Genomic DNA, 16924 nt, shown 5'->3' on the forward strand with positions numbered 1-16924 from the left:
CCCTGAAGCGCCAAAAGGCGATTGGCTCCATTCAACCGCCCCCGATTGGCCCTTGCCAGTGCCAATTCGGCGCGGCCTCATAGGGCCATTCGCCCGCCGCCGGAGAGCGCCGATGAAAGCGACCGCCCGCCCCTTCGCCTCGTCCCGCATTCACCCGGGCCGTTCGCGCCCCGCCCTGTGGGCCTGGATCGCGCTCGGGGGCCTGGCCATCGCCAGCGCGGACATGCTGTTCGCGATGGCCTGGTGGGCGCAGTCAGGCACCCCGCCGGCGCGGATCCTGCAATCGGTGTGGGCATGGATCGCGGGCCGCGAGGCGGCGTTCGGCGGCGGCGCGATCACCGCGTTCGCCGGCGCGGCGCTGTACTTCGTGCTGATGTCGGCGATCGTTGCGATCTACCACGCCGCCGCGCGCGAGCACCGCGTCCTGCGCGAACGTCCGCTGCTGCCGGGCGCGCTGTATGGCGCGGCGTGGTTCGTGCTCCTGCACGTCGTCCTCGTGCCGGTGTTCTCCGCGGCGCCGCCGAAGCGCTTCCTGCCGGACTGGAACCTCGCGTGCCTGCTTGCGCACGTGGTGCTGATCGGGATTCCTGCGGCGTGGATGGCGCGGCGGTGGTATGGGGGCGTGCGTTGACGCAAGCGCAGCGGTGGCTCCCTCCCCTTCGAACGTAATCAAACGCCATCGGTTGCGCCCGGTTCGCGCTTGACGGCTCCCCGTCCGCTTCGCTTGCCCGGGCTACAAGAGCGCGGCTTCGGGCGCGGACGCGGTCCAAATGGCCCCTGCCCACACCTCCGGATTGGTTCTCCAAACGCCACACCAACGCAACTAGCGTGGGGCCAATGGCGCGATGCGCCGACTGGACCTTCGACATGCCGTTGCACAGACACGTCATGCCCTGCCCGTTCGCCGCCGACGGCGATGCGCACGCCGCCGATGGCTGGCATTTCATCGCCGGCGGCGGCGCGGGATCGCTGCAGCTTCCACCCGCCTGGCCGTCGCTCTGGCTGCCGATGCGCGGGCGCCTGTCGATGCAGGCGCAGGACGCACGCTGGACGCTGATCGGCGGCCAGGCGCAGCTGTGGCGTGCCGGCGCGCTGTGCATGCAGGCCTCGCGCGACGCACGCTGGTTCGCGTTGACCGCCGCACCGGCGACGTGGAACGACGCGTTCGCGAACATGCATGCGGACGCAACGTGCATCGAGGAAGAACCGCTTCCGTGGCGCGGCGATCCGGGCGACGACGTGCACGCCGCCATCGAACGACTCGCGGATGACGACGCGGCGCTGGCATCGCTGATCCCCGCATTGATCGGACGCCAGCGCGACGTCGCCGCGTGCCTGCCGCGCTGTCGCGGACGCACGCTCGCGCATCGGCGCCAGGCGCTGCTGCGGTTGCTGCATCTTCGCCACCTGATGCAGTGCCATGTCGAGACCGACGACGACGCGGCCATCGACGTATCGTGGCTCGCCGCGCGCGCTCACTACTCGCCCGGCCACCTCATCCGCCTGCACCGTGCGGTGTTCGGCGAAACGCCGAGCGATTACTTCACGCGGCTGCGCCACGCGCGCGCATGGGAACTCGTGCGCGAGACGGACATGCCGGTGGCGACGATCACGCACCGGCTCGGGTTCGAAAGCCAGAGTGCGTTCTGCCGCGCGTTCAAGCACGCCTTCGGCATGACCGCCACGCAGGCGCGCCGCGGGGAGACCGATGCATGCGCGGCGTGACGCGGCGCGCCGTGGGCTGGGGCCTGCTCGGTGGCGTGGTCGCCGGGACGCTCGACATGCTCTACGCCACGGGCTTCTGGACGCTGCATGGCGTGGCATCGCAACGCATCTTCCAGAGCGTCGCGGCGGGCGCGCTCGGAACCGCTGCGTATGCCGGCGGATGGACGACGGCGATGCTCGGCCTCGCCCTGCATTACCTCATCGCCGCAATGATGGGCCTGGCGTATGCGTGGGCTGCGCGCGACGCCCCGGCGCTGCGCGACCGCCCGTGGCGCCTTGGCGCGCTGTACGGACTGGTGCTGTACGCGTTCATGACCTTCGTGGTCGTGCCGCTGTCGGCGTCGCCGCGCAGCGCGACCTTGCCGGTGTCGTGGACCGTGTGCAGCGTGATCGCGCACGTCGCGCTCGTCGGCTGGCCGTGCGCGTGGTTCGCGCGGCGCGGCTGGGACGGCCGATGGTCGCGAAGACCGGTATCGCACGCATTCGTCGATTCCACGACCTGACCGCACTTCCCCCTCGCTCGCGCGCCCGCATGGAGCACGCGGCGCCGCACCGCGCGCATGCGGCCCGCACATGCATGGAGTCATGCCATGAACGTAGTGAAACCCGCCCTGCTCGCCGTGCTGGCCGCGAGCGCGATGATGGTCCTGCCGGCGAGCGCCGGCGAATGCAGGAAGATCCACGCGGACCTCGACGAGGTCCAGTCCACCCAGGGCTGCAATCCCGGCCTGAGCGGCTGCTTCCTCGGCGAAGTCGACGGCAACCACGGCCTGCGCGGCACCACGCACTTCAATTCCGACAGCGCGGTGCAGACGAGCCCGTCGACCTCGCCGAACTTCATCATCTACAGCGGACCGTTCGAATATCGCACCGGCCGCGGCACCATCGTCGCGCGCGAAACCGGAGCGACGACGCGCGGCAGCGAGGGCGTGGTGACGGCGTACCAGCAGATCGTGTCGGGCACCGGCGAATTCGCGGGCGTGACGGGCTATTTCTTCGTCAGCGGGCACAAGAGCGGCGGCACCGTCGACACCTTCGTCAACGGTGAAATCTGCGCGCCATGAGCGATCGGCCAGCGCCGTTGCCGACGGGCAACGGCGCTGGATGCACGGCCTGCGCTGCGGCGGGACCTGAACGTCGCCGCGCGAAAACAGCGCCACGCAGTGCGTCATTGCGTTCAAAATAGCGCCCTTTCGTGGAGCAGGGCCGGGGACGCATGCGCATTGGAATCGACTTCGGCACCAGCTATTCGGCGGCCGGCGCGGTCGTGGACGGCCAGGTGCAGCTGATCCGCTTCGGCGATGCGCGGCAGTTCCGCACGACCGTGTTCTTCCCGCAGCGCCTGCCGGACGTGCATCAGTTCGAACTGACCGACGCACTGCAGGAACAGGCCCGGCAGTGGGCGGCCACCGCGAAGAGCGGGCAGACGCGCGAGATCGCGCGACTGGACGCGCTGCGACGCGACGCGATGAACCAGCCCGCGCACCGGCGCGCCGAGGCGCTGGCGCAGATCCCGACCCTGCGCAGGCGCAGCGACGACGAGCTCTGGCGCGCGGCCGTCGCCGCGGTGCGTCGCGACTGGGCCGCCACGCAGGTGCGCGAGGCGATGGAAGCGAAGGCCGACGTCGGCAACGCGCTGTACGGCGATGAGGCCGTCGATGCGTTCCTGTCGGCCGGCGAAGGCCATCTCGTCGTTTCGCCCAAGTCGATGCTCGGCTACAAGCTGGAAGCGCACGCGCGCGACGTGCTGCTCGGCATCGCCACGCACATCCTGCGTCACATCCGCATCACCGCATCGGAGCAGCTCGGGACCGACGTGCGCGCCGCGGTGCTCGGCCGGCCCGTGCAGTTCCGCAGTTCGATGAAGGAAGCCGGTGGCGTGCAGGCGCTGGAAATCCTGACGGATGCCGCCAATGCCGCCGGCTTCGAGGACGTGAGCTTCCTCGAGGAACCGTCCGCGGCCGCCTACGGTTATCACCGCAGCGTCGATCGTCCGCGCCGCACGATGATCCTCGACATCGGCGGCGGCACGACCGACATGGCGTTGGCCGACGTCGGCGGCGATGCACCGGTGCCGGTGATCCGCGGGTCGTGGGGCCAGCCGGTGGGCGGCACCGACGTGGACCTGGAACTGAGCCTGCGCGGGGTGATGCCGGTCTTCGGCAAGGGGGTCACGCCGACGCCGGTGCATCGCTACTCCGAGGCGTCGCACGTGCAGGACCTGCAGCGCCAGGCGAGTTTCCGCGCCGCGAACTTCGACGACGTCGCATCGCCGTATCGCGAGCGCCTTCATGCGCTGAAGCGATCCGGCCACACCGTGCGTCTGAACCGCGCGGTGGAGCGCGCCAAGATCGAGCTCGGCGAGCAGGCCAGCGTCACGCTGGAACTCGACTACATCGAGGACCACCTGCGTTGCACGATCGACCAGGCGCGCCTGCACGAGGCCGCGCAGCGGCCGTTCCTGTTCCAGCTGCGCGAGCTGATGCACGCGGCGAAGGGCGGTGCCGCGCAGGCGCCCGAGGTGGTGTATCTCACCGGCGGCATGTCGCGTTCGCCGTACGTGCCTGCGCTGGCGGCGGAAGTATTCCCCGATGCGCGGATCGTGCGCGGCGACGCATCGCTCGGCGTGGTGACCGGACTGGCGCACGCAGCGGCGGCATAGTGCCTGCAACGTCCGCCGCTCCTGCAAGGAGAGCGGCGGACATTGGCGTCGTCAGTGTCCGCCGCCGTCGAGCGTCTTCAGCTCGCTCACCAGCGCGCTCGCCATTTCCGCCCCATCGCCGTAGAGCATGCGCGTGTTGTCCTGGTAGAACAGCGCATTCTCGATGCCGGCGAAGCCCGTGCCCTTGCCGCGCTTGATCACGATGGTGTTCTTCGAATTGGCGACGTCGAGGATCGGCATGCCGTAGATCGGCGAGGCCGGATCGGTCTTCGCCACCGGATTCACCACGTCGTTCGCGCCGATCACCAGCGACACGTCGGTGTTGGGGAATTCCGGGTTGATGTCGTCCATGTCGGCGATGAGGTCGTAGGGCACGCCGGCCTCGGCGAGCAGCACGTTCATGTGACCGGGCATGCGTCCGGCGACGGGATGGATGGCGAACTTCACCTTCACCCCGCGCTCCATCAGCTTCTGCGTGAGTTCCCAGATCTTGTGCTGCGCCTGCGCCACGGCCATGCCGTAGCCGGGCACGATCACCACGCGCTCGGCGTAGGCCATCATCGCCGCGACGTCGCCGGCTTCGATGGGCTTCTGCGAACCCGTGATCGCGTCCTGCGCCTGCCCGCCGCCGCCGAAGTTGGAGAACAGCACGTTGCGGATCGGCCGGTTCATCGCCTTGGCCATCAGCTGCGTGAGCAGCGTGCCCGCCGCGCCGACCATGGTGCCGGCGATGATCAGCGCCTCGTTGCCCAGCACGTAGCCCTCGAATGCGACCGCAAGACCGGTGAGCGCGTTGTAGAGCGAGATCACCACCGGCATGTCGGCGCCGCCGATGGGCAGCGTCATCAGCACGCCCAGCGCGAGCGCCAGCACGAAGAAGCCGACGATCGCCGGCACGCTGAGCGAATGCACGACGATGCCGCCGAGCACCAGCATCGCGACGAATACCGCGAGGTTGAACAGCTGTTGTCCCGGGAAAACGACGCGCTTGTCGAGGCGGCCGTCGAGCTTGGCCCACGCGACGATCGAACCCGACAGCGAGATAGCGCCGATCGCCGCGCCGATCACCGCCAGCACCAGCGCCGTCGGCGACGGTGCCTGCCCGACGGACGCGAAACGCAGCAGTTCCACCGCGCCGATCGCCGCCGCCGAGCCGCCGCCCATGCCGTTGTAGAGCGCGACCATCTGCGGCATGTCGGTGATGGCGACCTTCCTGCCGGAGATCCACGCGGCTGCGGTACCGATCACCAGCGCGGTCACGATCAGCGGCAGGTTGTGCAGTCCGGGGAGCAGGAACGTGGCGGCAGTGGCGATCACCATGCCCAGGCCCGCCCAGCGGATGCCGCTGCGCGCGGTCACCGGCGAGGCCATGCGTTGCAGGCCCAGCAGGAACAGCGTGGCGGCGACGAAGTAGCTGGCGGAAGCGACCCAGACGAGCACGTTCGCCGTGGCGCTCATGCCTTGCCTCCGGGCTTCCGGCTCGACTTGAACATCTCCAGCATCCGCTCGGTCACCACGTAACCGCCCGCCGCGTTGCCCGCGCCGAGCAGCACGGCGAGGAAGCCGATGGCCTTCTCCAGCGTGGTGTCGGCATGGCCGAGCACCACCATCGCGCCGATCAGCACGATGCCGTGGATGAAGTTGGAACCCGACATCAGCGGCGTGTGCAGGATCACCGGCACGCGCGAGATGATCACGTGGCCGGCGATGGCCGCCAGCATGAAGATGTACAGCGCCACGAACCCGTCGCCCATCATCCATCCCCATCCAGTTGTCGTCGGCATCATAACCGCGGATGAATGCGGCGCCAGTCGTGTCAACCGGCCCGGCGCCGGGGCGTTCCCCTTCCCGCAAGGCCACCCGGGCCGACACGAGGAAGGACCGCGACGCATGACCGCATCGACCATCGCCCCGCGTGCCGGGACCGCTGGCGTCGGCATCGCCCCGGACCCCGTATGCTCCGACGCGTGAACCGCGAAACCGAAGACGACGCGCCGTCCGCTTCCGCGGCGGACGCACACGCACAGGCAGTGTCCGCGCCGGGCGCGGCGCCCGACGCCGCGCCGGAACGGCTGCCGGCGTCGCTGGAGGAATTCCTCGCCGGCATCGGCACGCGCGCGTTCCGTTTCGCCGAGCTCGGCCTGCGCAATCGCGACGACGCGCTAGACGCGGTGCAGGACGCGATGATGAAGATGCTCGTCTACCGCGAGCGCCCGGCGCCGGAATGGACGCCGCTGTTCTGGAGCATCCTGCGCAGCCGCATCGTCGACGTGCAGCGGCGCCGCACCTTCCGCCTGCGCTGGCTGATGCCGACGCCGGAGCGCGAGGACAGCGCGCTGGACTGGGCCGACGACGCGCCCGATCCCTCGCGCGCCCACGAGGGGCGCGAGGCCTACGGCAAGCTCGCCGATGCGCTGGGCACGCTGCCGGCCCGGCAACGCGAGGCGTTCACGCTGCGCGTGCTGGAGGAACTCGACGTCGCCACGACCGCGCGGGCGATGGGATGCAGCGAAGGCGCGGTGAAGACCCATCTGTCGCGCGCACGCGAAGCGCTGCAGCGGCAACTGGAGGATTGGCGATGACACGCGAGCACGACCCCATGACCCCACACGGCGGGACCACCCACGACGACCGCTTCGACCAGGCCATGCGCGAGCTGCACGCGCAGGCCGTCACGCAGGTGTCCTCCGCCACCCGCGCGCGCCTGCGCGTGGCCCGCAACGCCGCTGCCCGGCCGGCCGTGCCGCGTGCGCGGCTCCATGGGGGCAAGGCCGGTTGGGGCGCGGGCAACTGGATGCTCGGCAGCGGCCTCGCCGCGGTGTTCGCGGTGGCGATCGGCCTGCAGTTGCGGCCGTCGCAGGCGCCCGTGCCCACCGCCGCACCGCCGGCCGTGGCGGTCGCGACGACCGAACCCGCGATCGCCTTCGACGCCGATACCGCCGTCGCGGCGCTCGACGAAAACCCCGACCTGTACCTGTGGCTCGCGTCCAACAGCGACGCCGTGCCTGCCCTGGAGCCGTGACATGCGCATCGCCCTGACGTCCCTCGCCTTCGCACTGCTGATCGCCAGCGCGCCGGTGCTGGCCGCCGATCCGCCGGCAGCCCCGGCCAATCCGCTGCCCGCATGGGAGCAGCTGACGCCGGCGCAGCGCGACACCCTGCTCGCGCCGATCCGCGATCGCTGGAACGCCCAACCCGACGAACGCGCGCGCATGCTCGAACGCGCCCAGCGCTGGCAGCAGATGACGCCCGAACAGCGCAAGCGCGCGCGCCATGGCATGCAGCGCTGGGAAAGCATGAGTCCCGAGCAGCGCGAGCAGACCCGCGCGCTGTTCGCGAAGATGCGCACGCTCGACGAACCCCAGCGCAAGGCGCTCAAGGTGAAGTGGCGCGCGATGTCGCCGGAGGAACGCCGGGTCTGGGTGCAGGCCAACCCGGCGCCGGCCGACATGCCGCCGGGGCCGCCGCCGCGGGATTGATCGCGCGTCGCCGAGGCTTCCCGCATCCCGCCCCCTCCCGGCTACAGCCGGGACCCGCATCCGCAGCCGGTCGCACCCCGCATCCCGGAACCTTCCGCTACGATGCGGAAAAACCGGCATGGGGAGCAACGATGGCGGGCATCACCATTGGCGTGGCGGGCGAGACCGCACGCGGCGAGCGCCGCGTTGCACTGACGCCCGAAACCTGCAGGAAACTCGTCGCCCTCGGCGCGCGCGTACGCGTGCAGCGCGGCGCTGGCCTGCGTTCGGCCTTCACCGACGACGCCTATGCCGAGGCCGGCGCGGAGCTGGTCGACACCGCCGCCGATGCGCTGCGCGAAGCCGACGTCGTGCTCTGCGTGCAACCGCCTTCCTCGCCGACGCTGATGAGCCTGCGCAAGGGCGCGGCGATCGTCGGCCTGCTCGCGCCGCAGGCCGATGCCGCGCGCGGCGAGGCGATTAACGCGCGCAACCTCATCGCCTTCCCGCTCGAACGCCTGCCGCGCACCACGCGTGCGCAGGCGATGGACGTGCTCAGCTCGCAGGCGGGCATGGCCGGCTACAAGGCGGTGCTGATCGCCGCGCAGCTCGCCCCGCGCTTCTTCCCGATGCTGACCACCGCCGCCGGCACGATCCGGCCGTCGAAGGTGCTGATCGTCGGCGCGGGTGTGGCGGGTTTGCAGGCGATCGCCACCGCCAAGCGCCTGGGCGCGCAGGTCGAAGGCTTCGACGTGCGACCGGAAACGCGCGAGCAGATCGAATCGCTGGGCGGACGCTTCCTCGATCTCGGCGTCAGCGCCGCGGGCGAAGGCGGCTACGCGCGCGCGCTCACCGACGAGGAACGCGCCGAGCAGCAGCGCCGTCTCGCCGAACACCTGAAGAACGTGGACGCCATCGTCTGCACCGCCGCGGTGCCGGGCCGACCCGCGCCGAAGATCGTCACCGCCGCGATGGTCGCGGGCATGCGTCCGGGCAGCGTCATCGTCGACCTCGCCGCGGAAACCGGCGGCAACTGCGAACTCACCCGTCCGGGCGAGACGATCGACATCGGCGGCGTGACCGTCGCCGGACCGCTCGACCTGGCGAGCATGGGCGCGGTGCACGCCAGCGAGATGTACGCGCGCAACGTGCTGAATTTCGTGAACCTGTTCGTGACCGGCGACGCCTCTCGCGAAGGGCGGCTGGCCCTGGACTGGGGCGACGAACTGCTGGCGAAGACGGTGTGGCCGGAGCGGGTGGTTGCGGCTGCGGTGGCTGCGGCTGCGACGTAGGGCGAGGCTGGTTCGGCTGGGGTTGCCGGTCATTCGAGCGAAGGCGGTCGGCTTGGGCCGCCTGCGTGGCAATGACGATCAGACGTGGCAACGCAGCAACGGGGGTCGAGGCGTCGCGATGTTGCGATGGAAGTTGCGCGTGCGCATGCGTCGCGGCTGATGTTGTAGCCCGGGTAAGCGAAGCGCACCCGGGAACGCGGCCGCCTCTCCAACCCGGGTGCGCTTCGCTTACCCGGGCTACAAAAGAAAATCGTCGTCCCGGAACATCGCCGCCCGAAACACCGTCATCCCAGAACATCGTCATCCCGGCGAAGGCCGGGACCAGACCCGCAACGCACGGGCACTCCTGCACCGGCAAACCACGTCACCGTCATTCCAGCGAAAGCTGGAGCCATTTTGTTGTTGCTGATGTTGTAGCCCGGTAAGCGATGCGCACCCGGGAACGCGACCGCCTCTCCAACCCGGGTGCGCTTCGCTTGCCCGGGCTACAAAAGAACATCGTCGTCCGGGAACACCATCATCCCAAGCAGTTCACCGATGAAAGAGTGCCCGTGCGAAGTGCCGGCAAGCTACCCCTTCATCGCAACGCCGGTGAAAGACCCACCGTCGGCGCAAATCCACTCAGCGCGTGGCCGACGCCCGATCCAGGTGCCGCTTCACCTGACGCATCGCCTCGTCGAAGGCGGTGCGCTCCGCGCCGATGGTCAGTCGACCGGTGCCGGCGAGCGAAGCGAGTTCCTCCGCCGAGGCGACCAGCACGCGCAGGCCGCGACGGTTCACCAGCAGGTAGCGCGAGGTGAGCGGGCTGAGCCAGGCGACCTTCACCGCCGTGCTCTCGCCTTCGGTACTGCTCAGACGCAGCCAGTCGCCGACTTCCAGCGTGCGCATGCGGTCGGCGAGCAGCGGATCGTGGCGCACCTCGTCGGTGCCGCCGGCCAGCCACAGGCGGCGCTCGGCCTCGCCCGCATCGTCCTCGGGCATCGCCAGCGGCGACACCGGGCGCTGGCGGCGCGGCGTGTCGGGCGTCGCCAGCGCACGCACCAGGCCGGCCATGCCGTGCTGCGCGGCGCTGTCGTCCAGGCCGGAACTGGCCAGGCATTCGATGATCGCCGGCTGCAACGCGAGCAACTGGTCGGCCAGCTCGCGACCGCGGCCTTCCTCGGCCAGGCGATCGGCCATCACCAGCGCATCGCCGAGCGCGATGGCTTCGGCGTGGCGACGCTGGTCGGTGTTCTCGCGCAATAGCATCTGCACCAGATGATGGCGCCACGGCATGGCGAGGAAATCCGCCACCGCCTGCGTCAGCGTCGAGTCGGCCAGGCGCTCTTCCAGCGCCGATTCGGCCTGCGCGCGCGCGGCGCCGAGGCGCTCGCGGCCGTAGGTTGCCTTGGCGGCGCGCTGCTCCTGCAGTTCGAAACGACGGCGCTGCTGCGCGAGGAGGGCGTCGAGCTCGGCGTGCGCCATCTCGAACACCGCCAGGTCCTCGTTGTAATCGGCGACGATGCGTTGCGAGATCTCGGTGGCGCGGTCGAGCAGCTCGCGATCCTGCGGGGTTTCGCCGTCGTTGCCTTCGCAGGCTTCGGTGATCGCGTCGAGCAGCCGGCGCGCCGGGTGTTCGCGCTTGACGAAAACGGCGTTGTCGGTGAGCGCGACCTTGACGTATGGCAGCACGAGGCGCGCGTACAGGCGACGCGCACGATCCTGCAGCGCGTTGTGGTGGAACAGCGAATCGAACAGCATCGCGACCAGATCGATCGCGTCCTCTTCTTCCGGACTGAAGCAGGCCTGGTCCGGGTTGAGGCCCAACCGGCGCGCGCCGTCCTGGAGGTGGTCGCGAATGGTCTCGCCCAGCCGGCCCGACACGGCCAGCGCACGGGCGAACGCATCCGGCGGCTCGGCCTGCAGCAGCGAGGCGACGCTGAGGATCTCGTCCACGCGCATTTCGCGGCGCTGCATGACCGGGCGATCGGACATGCCGGCGGGACCTGCGGCCACGTCGCCGCGGGAGATCGAATCGCGCCAGGCATGCAACTGGCTGCGCAGCTGCGCCAGTTCCTGCGCCATCGACGCGATGTCCTGTTGCGACATCGGCGGACTGGACGGACGTGCCGGCGGCGGGCCGTACTCCGGTGCCCCGAACCCGTCCTGGGGTGGATAGGTGCCGTAACCAGGTGCGGGCGGGGCGGGCTCGTTCCGCCGGAAATTCTCCTGCGAACGCGCGATCGGCGCGCCATAGCCCGAACTGCCGAGCAGCGCGTTCACGCGCGCGTAGAGATCGCCGAGCAGGCGGATCAGTTCGTTTTCGTAATGACGGAACAGCCGTCCGCGCAGCGTGTCGGGTACCTGCGCATCCTGAAGGGTCTGCGAGAACGCGGTGACCAGGCGCTCCGGGCCGATCGGGTTCGTCCCCGACGGCACGCGCATCGTGTCGGAGAGCGTCTGCAGGCGCCCCTGCAGCGTGTCCAGCGGGCGCGCGAAGCGCGCCACCAGCGATTCGTTGAGGCGACCGCTGGCCAGTTCGTATTCCAGCTGCTGTTCGTCGAGCAGGCGCAGCGGGACGTCACCGCCGCTGCGGATGCGCAGCGCGCGGAAGTCGTCGAAGGCCTGCGCGATCTGCTGGCGGAACTTCATGACGTGCGTGGCCTGGTGCTGGCGCAGCATCCACAACGCCGCCTGTTCCTCATAATGGTTGGTCTTGCCGTCGCCCTTGAGCATGGCGACCTTCAGGGCATCCTCGACCGGGCCATAGAGCGTGCCCGGCAGGCCGCCGAGGACCTCCAGGGACAGACGCTTGATTTCCTCGAGCACGCGCAAGGGATCGGTACGCGTGGCTTGAGCGACGCCGTGCGGGTAGCCGGACACTTCGATGTCCCCTGTTACATCCTGAAGCGGAGCGAAGATTTGAAGCTGAAGTTAGGACCGAACCTGCCGCTTGCCGGCAGTTCCCCGGCACATAGTGGCAAGATACGACACCTCTTGCAGGCCCACATTAGACAATTGTGACTGATGTCGCTAAACACTTCTGATACCCGGCAAATCGATCAGGCCCTGGCGGGTCTGGACGCCCGCCGGTCGGTGCCGCCGAAGCAGCTCGGCGAGCCCGCTCCCGACCCGGACACCCTCCTGCGCATGCTCCAGTCGGCCGTCCGCGTGCCCGACCACGGCAAGCGCGTGCCGTTCCGCTTCCTGAGCTTCCGGGGCGAGGCCCGGCACGCCTTCGGCGAGCGCCTGGCCGCCCGCAGCCGCGAGCGCGACCCGGAGGCCAGCGAGGCGGTGTTCGAGAAGGACCGTACGCGATTCTCGCACGCCCCACTGGTGGTGGCGGTCATCGCCCGGCTCGGGCCGGACGAAAAGATTCCTGAATCCGAGCGGTTCTCCACGGCCTCCTGCGTCTGCTTCGCCCTGCTCCAGGCCGCCCAGGCGCTTGGGTTCGGCGCGATCTGGCTGACCGGCTGGCTGGCCTACGACGCCGAAGTCGCCGGCTGGCTGGGCCTGGCCGAACACGAGCGCGTGGTCGGCTACATCCACATCGGCACGCCGAAGCTGGACGCCCCCGAACGCGAACGCCCCGACCCGCACGAGCTGCTGTCCGAATGGACGCCGGCATGAGCACGCCCGTCGCCACGGCGTCCGCATCGTCGGGCACGCTCTATCTCGTCGACGCGAGCATGTACGTGTTCCGCGCGTGGCATTCGATGCCCAACGAGTTCCACGACACCGAGGGATGGCCGACCAACGCCGTGCACGGCTTCGCGCGGTTCCTGCTGGAGCTGCTCGACCGCGCGCGCCCGCAGCACATCGCCATCGCCTTCGATGAAGCGCTGGACTCGTGCTTCCGCAACGCGATCTACCCGGCCTACAAGGCCAATCGCGAATCGGCGCCGGAAGAGCTGCGCCGCCAGTTCGTCCACTGCCGCACGCTGTGCGCGGCGCTCGGGCTGGCGGTGCTCTCGCACGGCGAGTACGAGGCCGACGACCTGATCGGCAGCGCCGTCGCGGCCTCGCGCGCGCATGGGTTCCGCTCGGTGATCGTCTCGGCCGACAAGGATCTCTCGCAGCTGCTGGGCGACCACGACGAGCAGTGGGACTTCGCCAAGGGCCAGCGCTGGGGCGCGGCCGGCGTGCCGGAGCGCCACGGCGTGGGCGCGCACCAGATCGCCGACTACCTCGCGCTGACCGGCGACGCGGTGGACAACATCCCGGGCGTGCCGGGCATCGGCGCCAAGACCGCCGCCGCGCTGCTGGCGCACTTCGGCACGCTCGACGCGCTGCTCGATCGGGTGGAGGAAGTGCCGTTCCTGCGCCTTCGCGGCGCCGCGTCCACCGCCGCGAAGCTGCGCCAGCACCGCGACCAGGCGTTGCTGTGCCGTCGGCTGACGACGATCGCGCTGGATGCGCCGCTGGGCGAGACCTCGCTGCATTTCGCACGCGGCGCGGCGGACGCGGCGATCCTCGGGACGCTGTGCGATGGCCTGCGCTTCGGCCCGATGACGCGCCGGCGGCTGTACCAGTCGGCCGGGCTCGACTTCGCTCCGTCACAGGCTCCGTAATAGCATCGGGCGATCACCCTCGACGCGAACCGCATGAACGCGAACCCCGCCGGACACGACGAAAACGAACCCATCGAAACCCTGTACGAAGGCCCGTGGCTGCGCATGCTGCGGCGCGGCCGTTGGGAATACGTGGAACGCACGACCGGCGAAGGCATGGCGGTGATCGTCATCGCCGTGACGCCGCAGGACAAGCTGCTGTTCGTCGAGCAGTTCCGCGTGCCGCTGGGCGCGCCGACGATCGAAATGCCGGCCGGCCTGGTCGGCGACAACCACGACACCGACACGCTGGAAGCCGCCGCGGGGCGCGAGCTGATCGAGGAAACCGGCTGGGCCGCGCAGCGCCTGGAAGTGCTGCTGGTCGGCCCCACTTCGGCCGGCATGAGCAGCGAACGCATCGCCTTCGTGCGCGCGCGCGGGCTTTCCAGGGTCGGCAGCGGCGGCGGTGTCGACAACGAGCAGATCACCGTGCACGAAGTCCCGCGCGCGCAGGCGCCGGCGTGGCTGATGCAGAAGCAGCGCGAGGGCTATGAGCTCGATCTCAAGCTCTGGGCGGGCCTGTGGATGCTCGAGCACAACCCGGACGGCTCGCCGGCGGATTGATCCGCCGCCCCACTGCGCGAGCTTTTGCCTTTGTAGCCCGGGTAAGCGAAGCGCACCCGGGACCTGTCACGCCTGACCCCGGGTGCGCTTCGCGTACCCGGGCTACAAAAGCAAAACCGCAGCTCAGCCCTGCATGTCCTCCAGTTCCACGCCTCGCGTCTCACGCACCGCACGCAGCACGAACACCAGCGACACCAGCGCGAACGTCGCGTACAGGCCATAGGCGAAGCTCAGTCCGATCTCCGCCAGCGACGGGAAACTCACCGTGATGGCGAAGTTCGCCAGCCATTGCGCGGACGCCGCGACGGCGAGCGCGATCGCGCGGATGCGGTTGGGGAACATCTCGCCGAGCAGCACCCACACCATCGGCCCCCAGCTCAGGCCGAAGAACACGACGTAGGCGTTCGCCGACACCAGCGCCACGATGTTCCAGGGCGGCGGCAGCGACAGCGCCGTCCCATTGCCGACCGCCTGCGCGAAGCACAGCGCCATCAGCCCGAGCGTCACCGTCATGCCGATCGAACCGATGATCAGCAGCGGCTTGCGCCCGATGCGGTCCACCAGCGCGATCGCCAGCAGCGTCACCAGCACGTTCACGATCGAGGTGACCACGGTGATGGTGAAGGCGTCCGACTCGCTGAAACCGACCGAATGCCACAGCGTGGCGCTGTAGTAGAAGATCACGTTGATGCCGACCGCCTGCTGGAACACCGACAGTGCGATGCCCACCCACACCACCGGCAGCAGGCCGAAGCGCGGACCGCGCAGGTCGCGCAGGCGCGGGCGCACCTCGCTGGCGAGGCTTCGGCGGATGTCCTGCAGTTTCTGCTCCAGCGCCGGGCCGTCCTCCAGCGCGAGCACCTGCCGCAGCACGCCACGCGCTTCGTCGATGCGCCCCTTGGCGACCAGATGGCGCGGCGACTCGGGAACGCCCAGCACCAGCGTGCCGTAGACCAGCGCCGGCACCGTCGCGACGAGGAACATCCAGCGCCACGCCTCCAGCCCCAGCCATGCCGGCTTCGCGGCACCGCCGGCGACACCGGCGATCCACGCATCGCTGAGCAGCGCCGCGAAGATGCCGAGCACGATCGCCAGCTGCTGCAGCGAACCCAAACGTCCACGCACGTGCGCGGGCGAGACTTCGGCGATGTAGGCCGGCGCGATCACCGACGCCACGCCGATGCCGACGCCGCCGACGAAGCGCCAGGCGATCAGGTCCCACAGCCCGATCACCAGCCCCGAGCCGATCGCGCTGGCGGCCAGCAGCACCGCGGCGACCTGCATCGTGCGCACGCGTCCCCAGCGGTCGGCGACGGGACCTGCGTACCACGCGCCCAGCGCCGCGCCGAGCAGCGCGCACGACACCGCGAAGCCGATGCGCGCCGCGTCCAGCGCGAAGCCGCCGCGGATCGCATCGACCGCGCCGTTGATCACCGCCGAATCGAAGCCGAACAAAAAGCCGCCCATCGCGGCGGCCAGGGAAATCAGCACCACGCGCGAAGTGGCGTGCTGCTGCGCATGCACCAAGGTATCCATCGTCTCTCCCGGGCACCCACGGTGGGCACCATGCGCGGCCGATTGTGCGCGGCCGGGCGGACGGCGGAAGGGCTGAATACGTATGCATGCGCCGGAGCCGGTCGATCCGGCTCCGGCGATTGGGAAAAAGTCAGCCCGCGCAACGGTCCGTGGCGCGTACCAGCGCGTCGACGTTCTCCGCTTCGAACGCGGAGTGGCCGGAGGCCGGCGTGATCTCCAGGTCAGCCTTCGGCCACGCCTTTTTCAGATCCCACGCGTTGGCGACCGGGCACACCACGTCGTAGCGGCCGTGCACGATCACGCCCGGGATGTCGGCGATGCGATGCGTGTCGCGCAGCAGCTGGTCGTCGACCTCGAAAAATCCGCCGTTGACGAAGTAGTGGTTTTCGATCCGCGCGAACGCGAGCGCGAACTGCGGGTCTTCGTGGCTCGCCGCGAAGTCCGGATCGATGTGCAGGAAACTCGTCGCGCCTTCCCACACGCTCCATGCCTTCGCCGCCGCCAGGCGAGTGGCTTCGTCGGGCGAGGTCAGGCGGCGATGGAAGGCGCTGATCAGGTCGTGCCGTTCGTCCGCCGGGATGGCCGAGAGGTAGTGCTCCCACGCATCCGGGAACAGGCGCGAGGCGCCTTCCTGGTAGAACCATTCCAGCTCCCAGCGACGCAGCATGAAGATGCCGCGCAGCACCAGTTCGGTGACGCGCTGCGGATGCGTCTGCGCGTAGGCGAGCGCGAGCGTGGAACCCCATGAGCCGCCGAACACCTGCCAGCGGTCGATGCCCAGCTTCCCGCGCAGCCGTTCGATGTCGGCGACGAGGTCCCAGGTGGTGTTGTCGACCAGGTCCGCGTGCGGCGTCGAACGCCCGCTGCCGCGCTGGTCGAACAGCACGATGCGGTAGCGCGATGGATCGTGGAAACGCCGCATCTTCGCGCTGCACCCCGCGCCCGGACCGCCGTGCAGCAGCACGACCGGCTTGCCGTCGGGATTGCCGCACTGCTCGAAGTACAGCGTGTGGCGCCCGTCGACCTGGAGCGTGCCGCTGTCGAAGGGTTCGATCTCGGGATAAAGCGTGCGCATCGCGTGCTCTCGTGGGAGGAGTC

The 16924-nt window shown here is 69.8% G+C and carries 16 protein-coding genes and 1 pseudogene; 12 read left to right on the forward strand and 5 right to left on the reverse strand.

Annotation, left to right across the window (positions count from 1 at the left end; genetic code table 11):
* The first annotated feature begins 112 nt into the window (after window positions 1-112).
* The 5 genes from I4U41_RS04220 to I4U41_RS04240 all read left to right on the forward strand — a co-directional run bounded on the left by I4U41_RS04220 (window position 113) and on the right by I4U41_RS04240 (window position 4387).
* The gene (locus tag I4U41_RS04220; RefSeq protein WP_206859863.1) at window positions 113-631 is read left to right on the forward strand and encodes a hypothetical protein; all 519 of its coding nucleotides are present in this window, start codon (window positions 113-115) and stop codon (window positions 629-631) included.
* A 236-nt stretch (window positions 632-867) separates the two neighbouring features.
* Window positions 868-1725 (forward strand): helix-turn-helix transcriptional regulator, encoded by an 858-nt coding sequence (locus I4U41_RS04225; protein WP_206859864.1) that lies wholly within the window; start codon window positions 868-870, stop codon window positions 1723-1725.
* Window positions 1713-2228, forward strand: coding sequence for a hypothetical protein (locus I4U41_RS04230; protein ID WP_206859865.1), 516 nt, complete (start codon window positions 1713-1715; stop codon window positions 2226-2228). Before I4U41_RS04225 ends, I4U41_RS04230 begins: the two co-directional genes overlap by 13 nt.
* A gap of 87 nt (window positions 2229-2315) precedes the next feature.
* The gene (locus I4U41_RS04235; protein ID WP_206859866.1) at window positions 2316-2789 is read left to right on the forward strand and encodes a hypothetical protein; all 474 of its coding nucleotides are present in this window, start codon (window positions 2316-2318) and stop codon (window positions 2787-2789) included.
* A 152-nt stretch (window positions 2790-2941) separates the two neighbouring features.
* Window positions 2942-4387: an Hsp70 family protein gene (locus I4U41_RS04240; RefSeq protein ID WP_206859867.1), complete on the forward strand. Its 1446-nt coding sequence runs from the start codon at window positions 2942-2944 to the stop codon at window positions 4385-4387.
* A 51-nt stretch (window positions 4388-4438) separates the two neighbouring features.
* On the opposite strand, the pseudogene I4U41_RS04245 reads toward I4U41_RS04240, so the two are convergent.
* A pseudogene (locus I4U41_RS04245) lies at window positions 4439-5803 on the reverse strand (NAD(P)(+) transhydrogenase (Re/Si-specific) subunit beta); the annotation flags it as partial.
* 38 nt (window positions 5804-5841) lie between these two features.
* Entirely contained in the window at window positions 5842-6141 is a 300-nt protein-coding gene (locus I4U41_RS04250; protein WP_206859869.1) for an NAD(P) transhydrogenase subunit alpha part 2, read from the reverse strand.
* Between the two features lie 201 nt (window positions 6142-6342).
* Between I4U41_RS04250 and I4U41_RS04255 the strand changes: the two genes are divergently transcribed.
* The 4 genes from I4U41_RS04255 to I4U41_RS04270 all read left to right on the forward strand — a co-directional run bounded on the left by I4U41_RS04255 (window position 6343) and on the right by I4U41_RS04270 (window position 9137).
* Window positions 6343-6969, forward strand: a complete 627-nt coding sequence (locus tag I4U41_RS04255; protein ID WP_206859870.1) for an RNA polymerase sigma factor — start codon at window positions 6343-6345, stop codon at window positions 6967-6969.
* 17 nt (window positions 6970-6986) lie between these two features.
* A complete protein-coding gene (locus tag I4U41_RS04260) occupies window positions 6987-7409 on the forward strand; it encodes a hypothetical protein (RefSeq protein WP_206859871.1) in 423 nt (140 codons plus the stop codon).
* A 1-nt stretch (window position 7410) separates the two neighbouring features.
* On the forward strand, window positions 7411-7866 hold the full coding sequence (locus tag I4U41_RS04265; protein ID WP_206859872.1) for a DUF3106 domain-containing protein: 456 nt from the start codon (window positions 7411-7413) through the stop codon (window positions 7864-7866).
* Window positions 7867-7997: 131 nt separating this feature from the next.
* Window positions 7998-9137, forward strand: coding sequence for an NAD(P) transhydrogenase subunit alpha (locus I4U41_RS04270; RefSeq protein WP_206859873.1), 1140 nt, complete (start codon window positions 7998-8000; stop codon window positions 9135-9137).
* 621 nt (window positions 9138-9758) lie between these two features.
* On the opposite strand, the gene I4U41_RS04275 is transcribed toward I4U41_RS04270, so the two are convergent.
* Window positions 9759-11945, reverse strand: a complete 2187-nt coding sequence (locus tag I4U41_RS04275; RefSeq protein ID WP_206859874.1) for a DUF1631 family protein — start codon at window positions 11943-11945, stop codon at window positions 9759-9761.
* Window positions 11946-12143: 198 nt separating this feature from the next.
* Here I4U41_RS04275 and I4U41_RS04280 point away from each other — a divergent pair, with 198 nt between their 5' ends.
* Genes I4U41_RS04280 through I4U41_RS04290 form a run of 3 tightly spaced genes read left to right on the forward strand, consistent with a single transcriptional unit; the run spans window position 12144 to window position 14290 of the window.
* Complete coding sequence (locus tag I4U41_RS04280; protein ID WP_206859875.1) at window positions 12144-12746, forward strand: nitroreductase family protein; 603 nt, start codon at window positions 12144-12146, stop codon at window positions 12744-12746.
* A complete protein-coding gene (locus I4U41_RS04285) occupies window positions 12743-13687 on the forward strand; it encodes a 5'-3' exonuclease (RefSeq protein ID WP_425492479.1) in 945 nt (314 codons plus the stop codon). Before I4U41_RS04280 ends, I4U41_RS04285 begins: the two co-directional genes overlap by 4 nt.
* A 33-nt stretch (window positions 13688-13720) precedes the next feature.
* Window positions 13721-14290 (forward strand): NUDIX hydrolase, encoded by a 570-nt coding sequence (locus I4U41_RS04290; protein ID WP_206859877.1) that lies wholly within the window; start codon window positions 13721-13723, stop codon window positions 14288-14290.
* Window positions 14291-14413: 123 nt separating this feature from the next.
* Here I4U41_RS04290 and I4U41_RS04295 read toward each other — a convergent pair whose 3' ends face one another.
* Complete coding sequence (locus tag I4U41_RS04295) at window positions 14414-15826, reverse strand: sugar porter family MFS transporter (RefSeq protein ID WP_206859878.1); 1413 nt, start codon at window positions 15824-15826, stop codon at window positions 14414-14416.
* Between the two features lie 130 nt (window positions 15827-15956).
* Window positions 15957-16901, reverse strand: coding sequence for a prolyl aminopeptidase (gene pip / locus I4U41_RS04300; RefSeq protein ID WP_206859879.1), 945 nt, complete (start codon window positions 16899-16901; stop codon window positions 15957-15959).
* Between the last annotated feature and the right edge of the window lie 23 nt (window positions 16902-16924).

Source organism: Lysobacter changpingensis, from assembly GCF_017308985.1.
Lineage (GTDB): Bacteria > Pseudomonadota > Gammaproteobacteria > Xanthomonadales > Xanthomonadaceae > Lysobacter_J > Lysobacter_J changpingensis.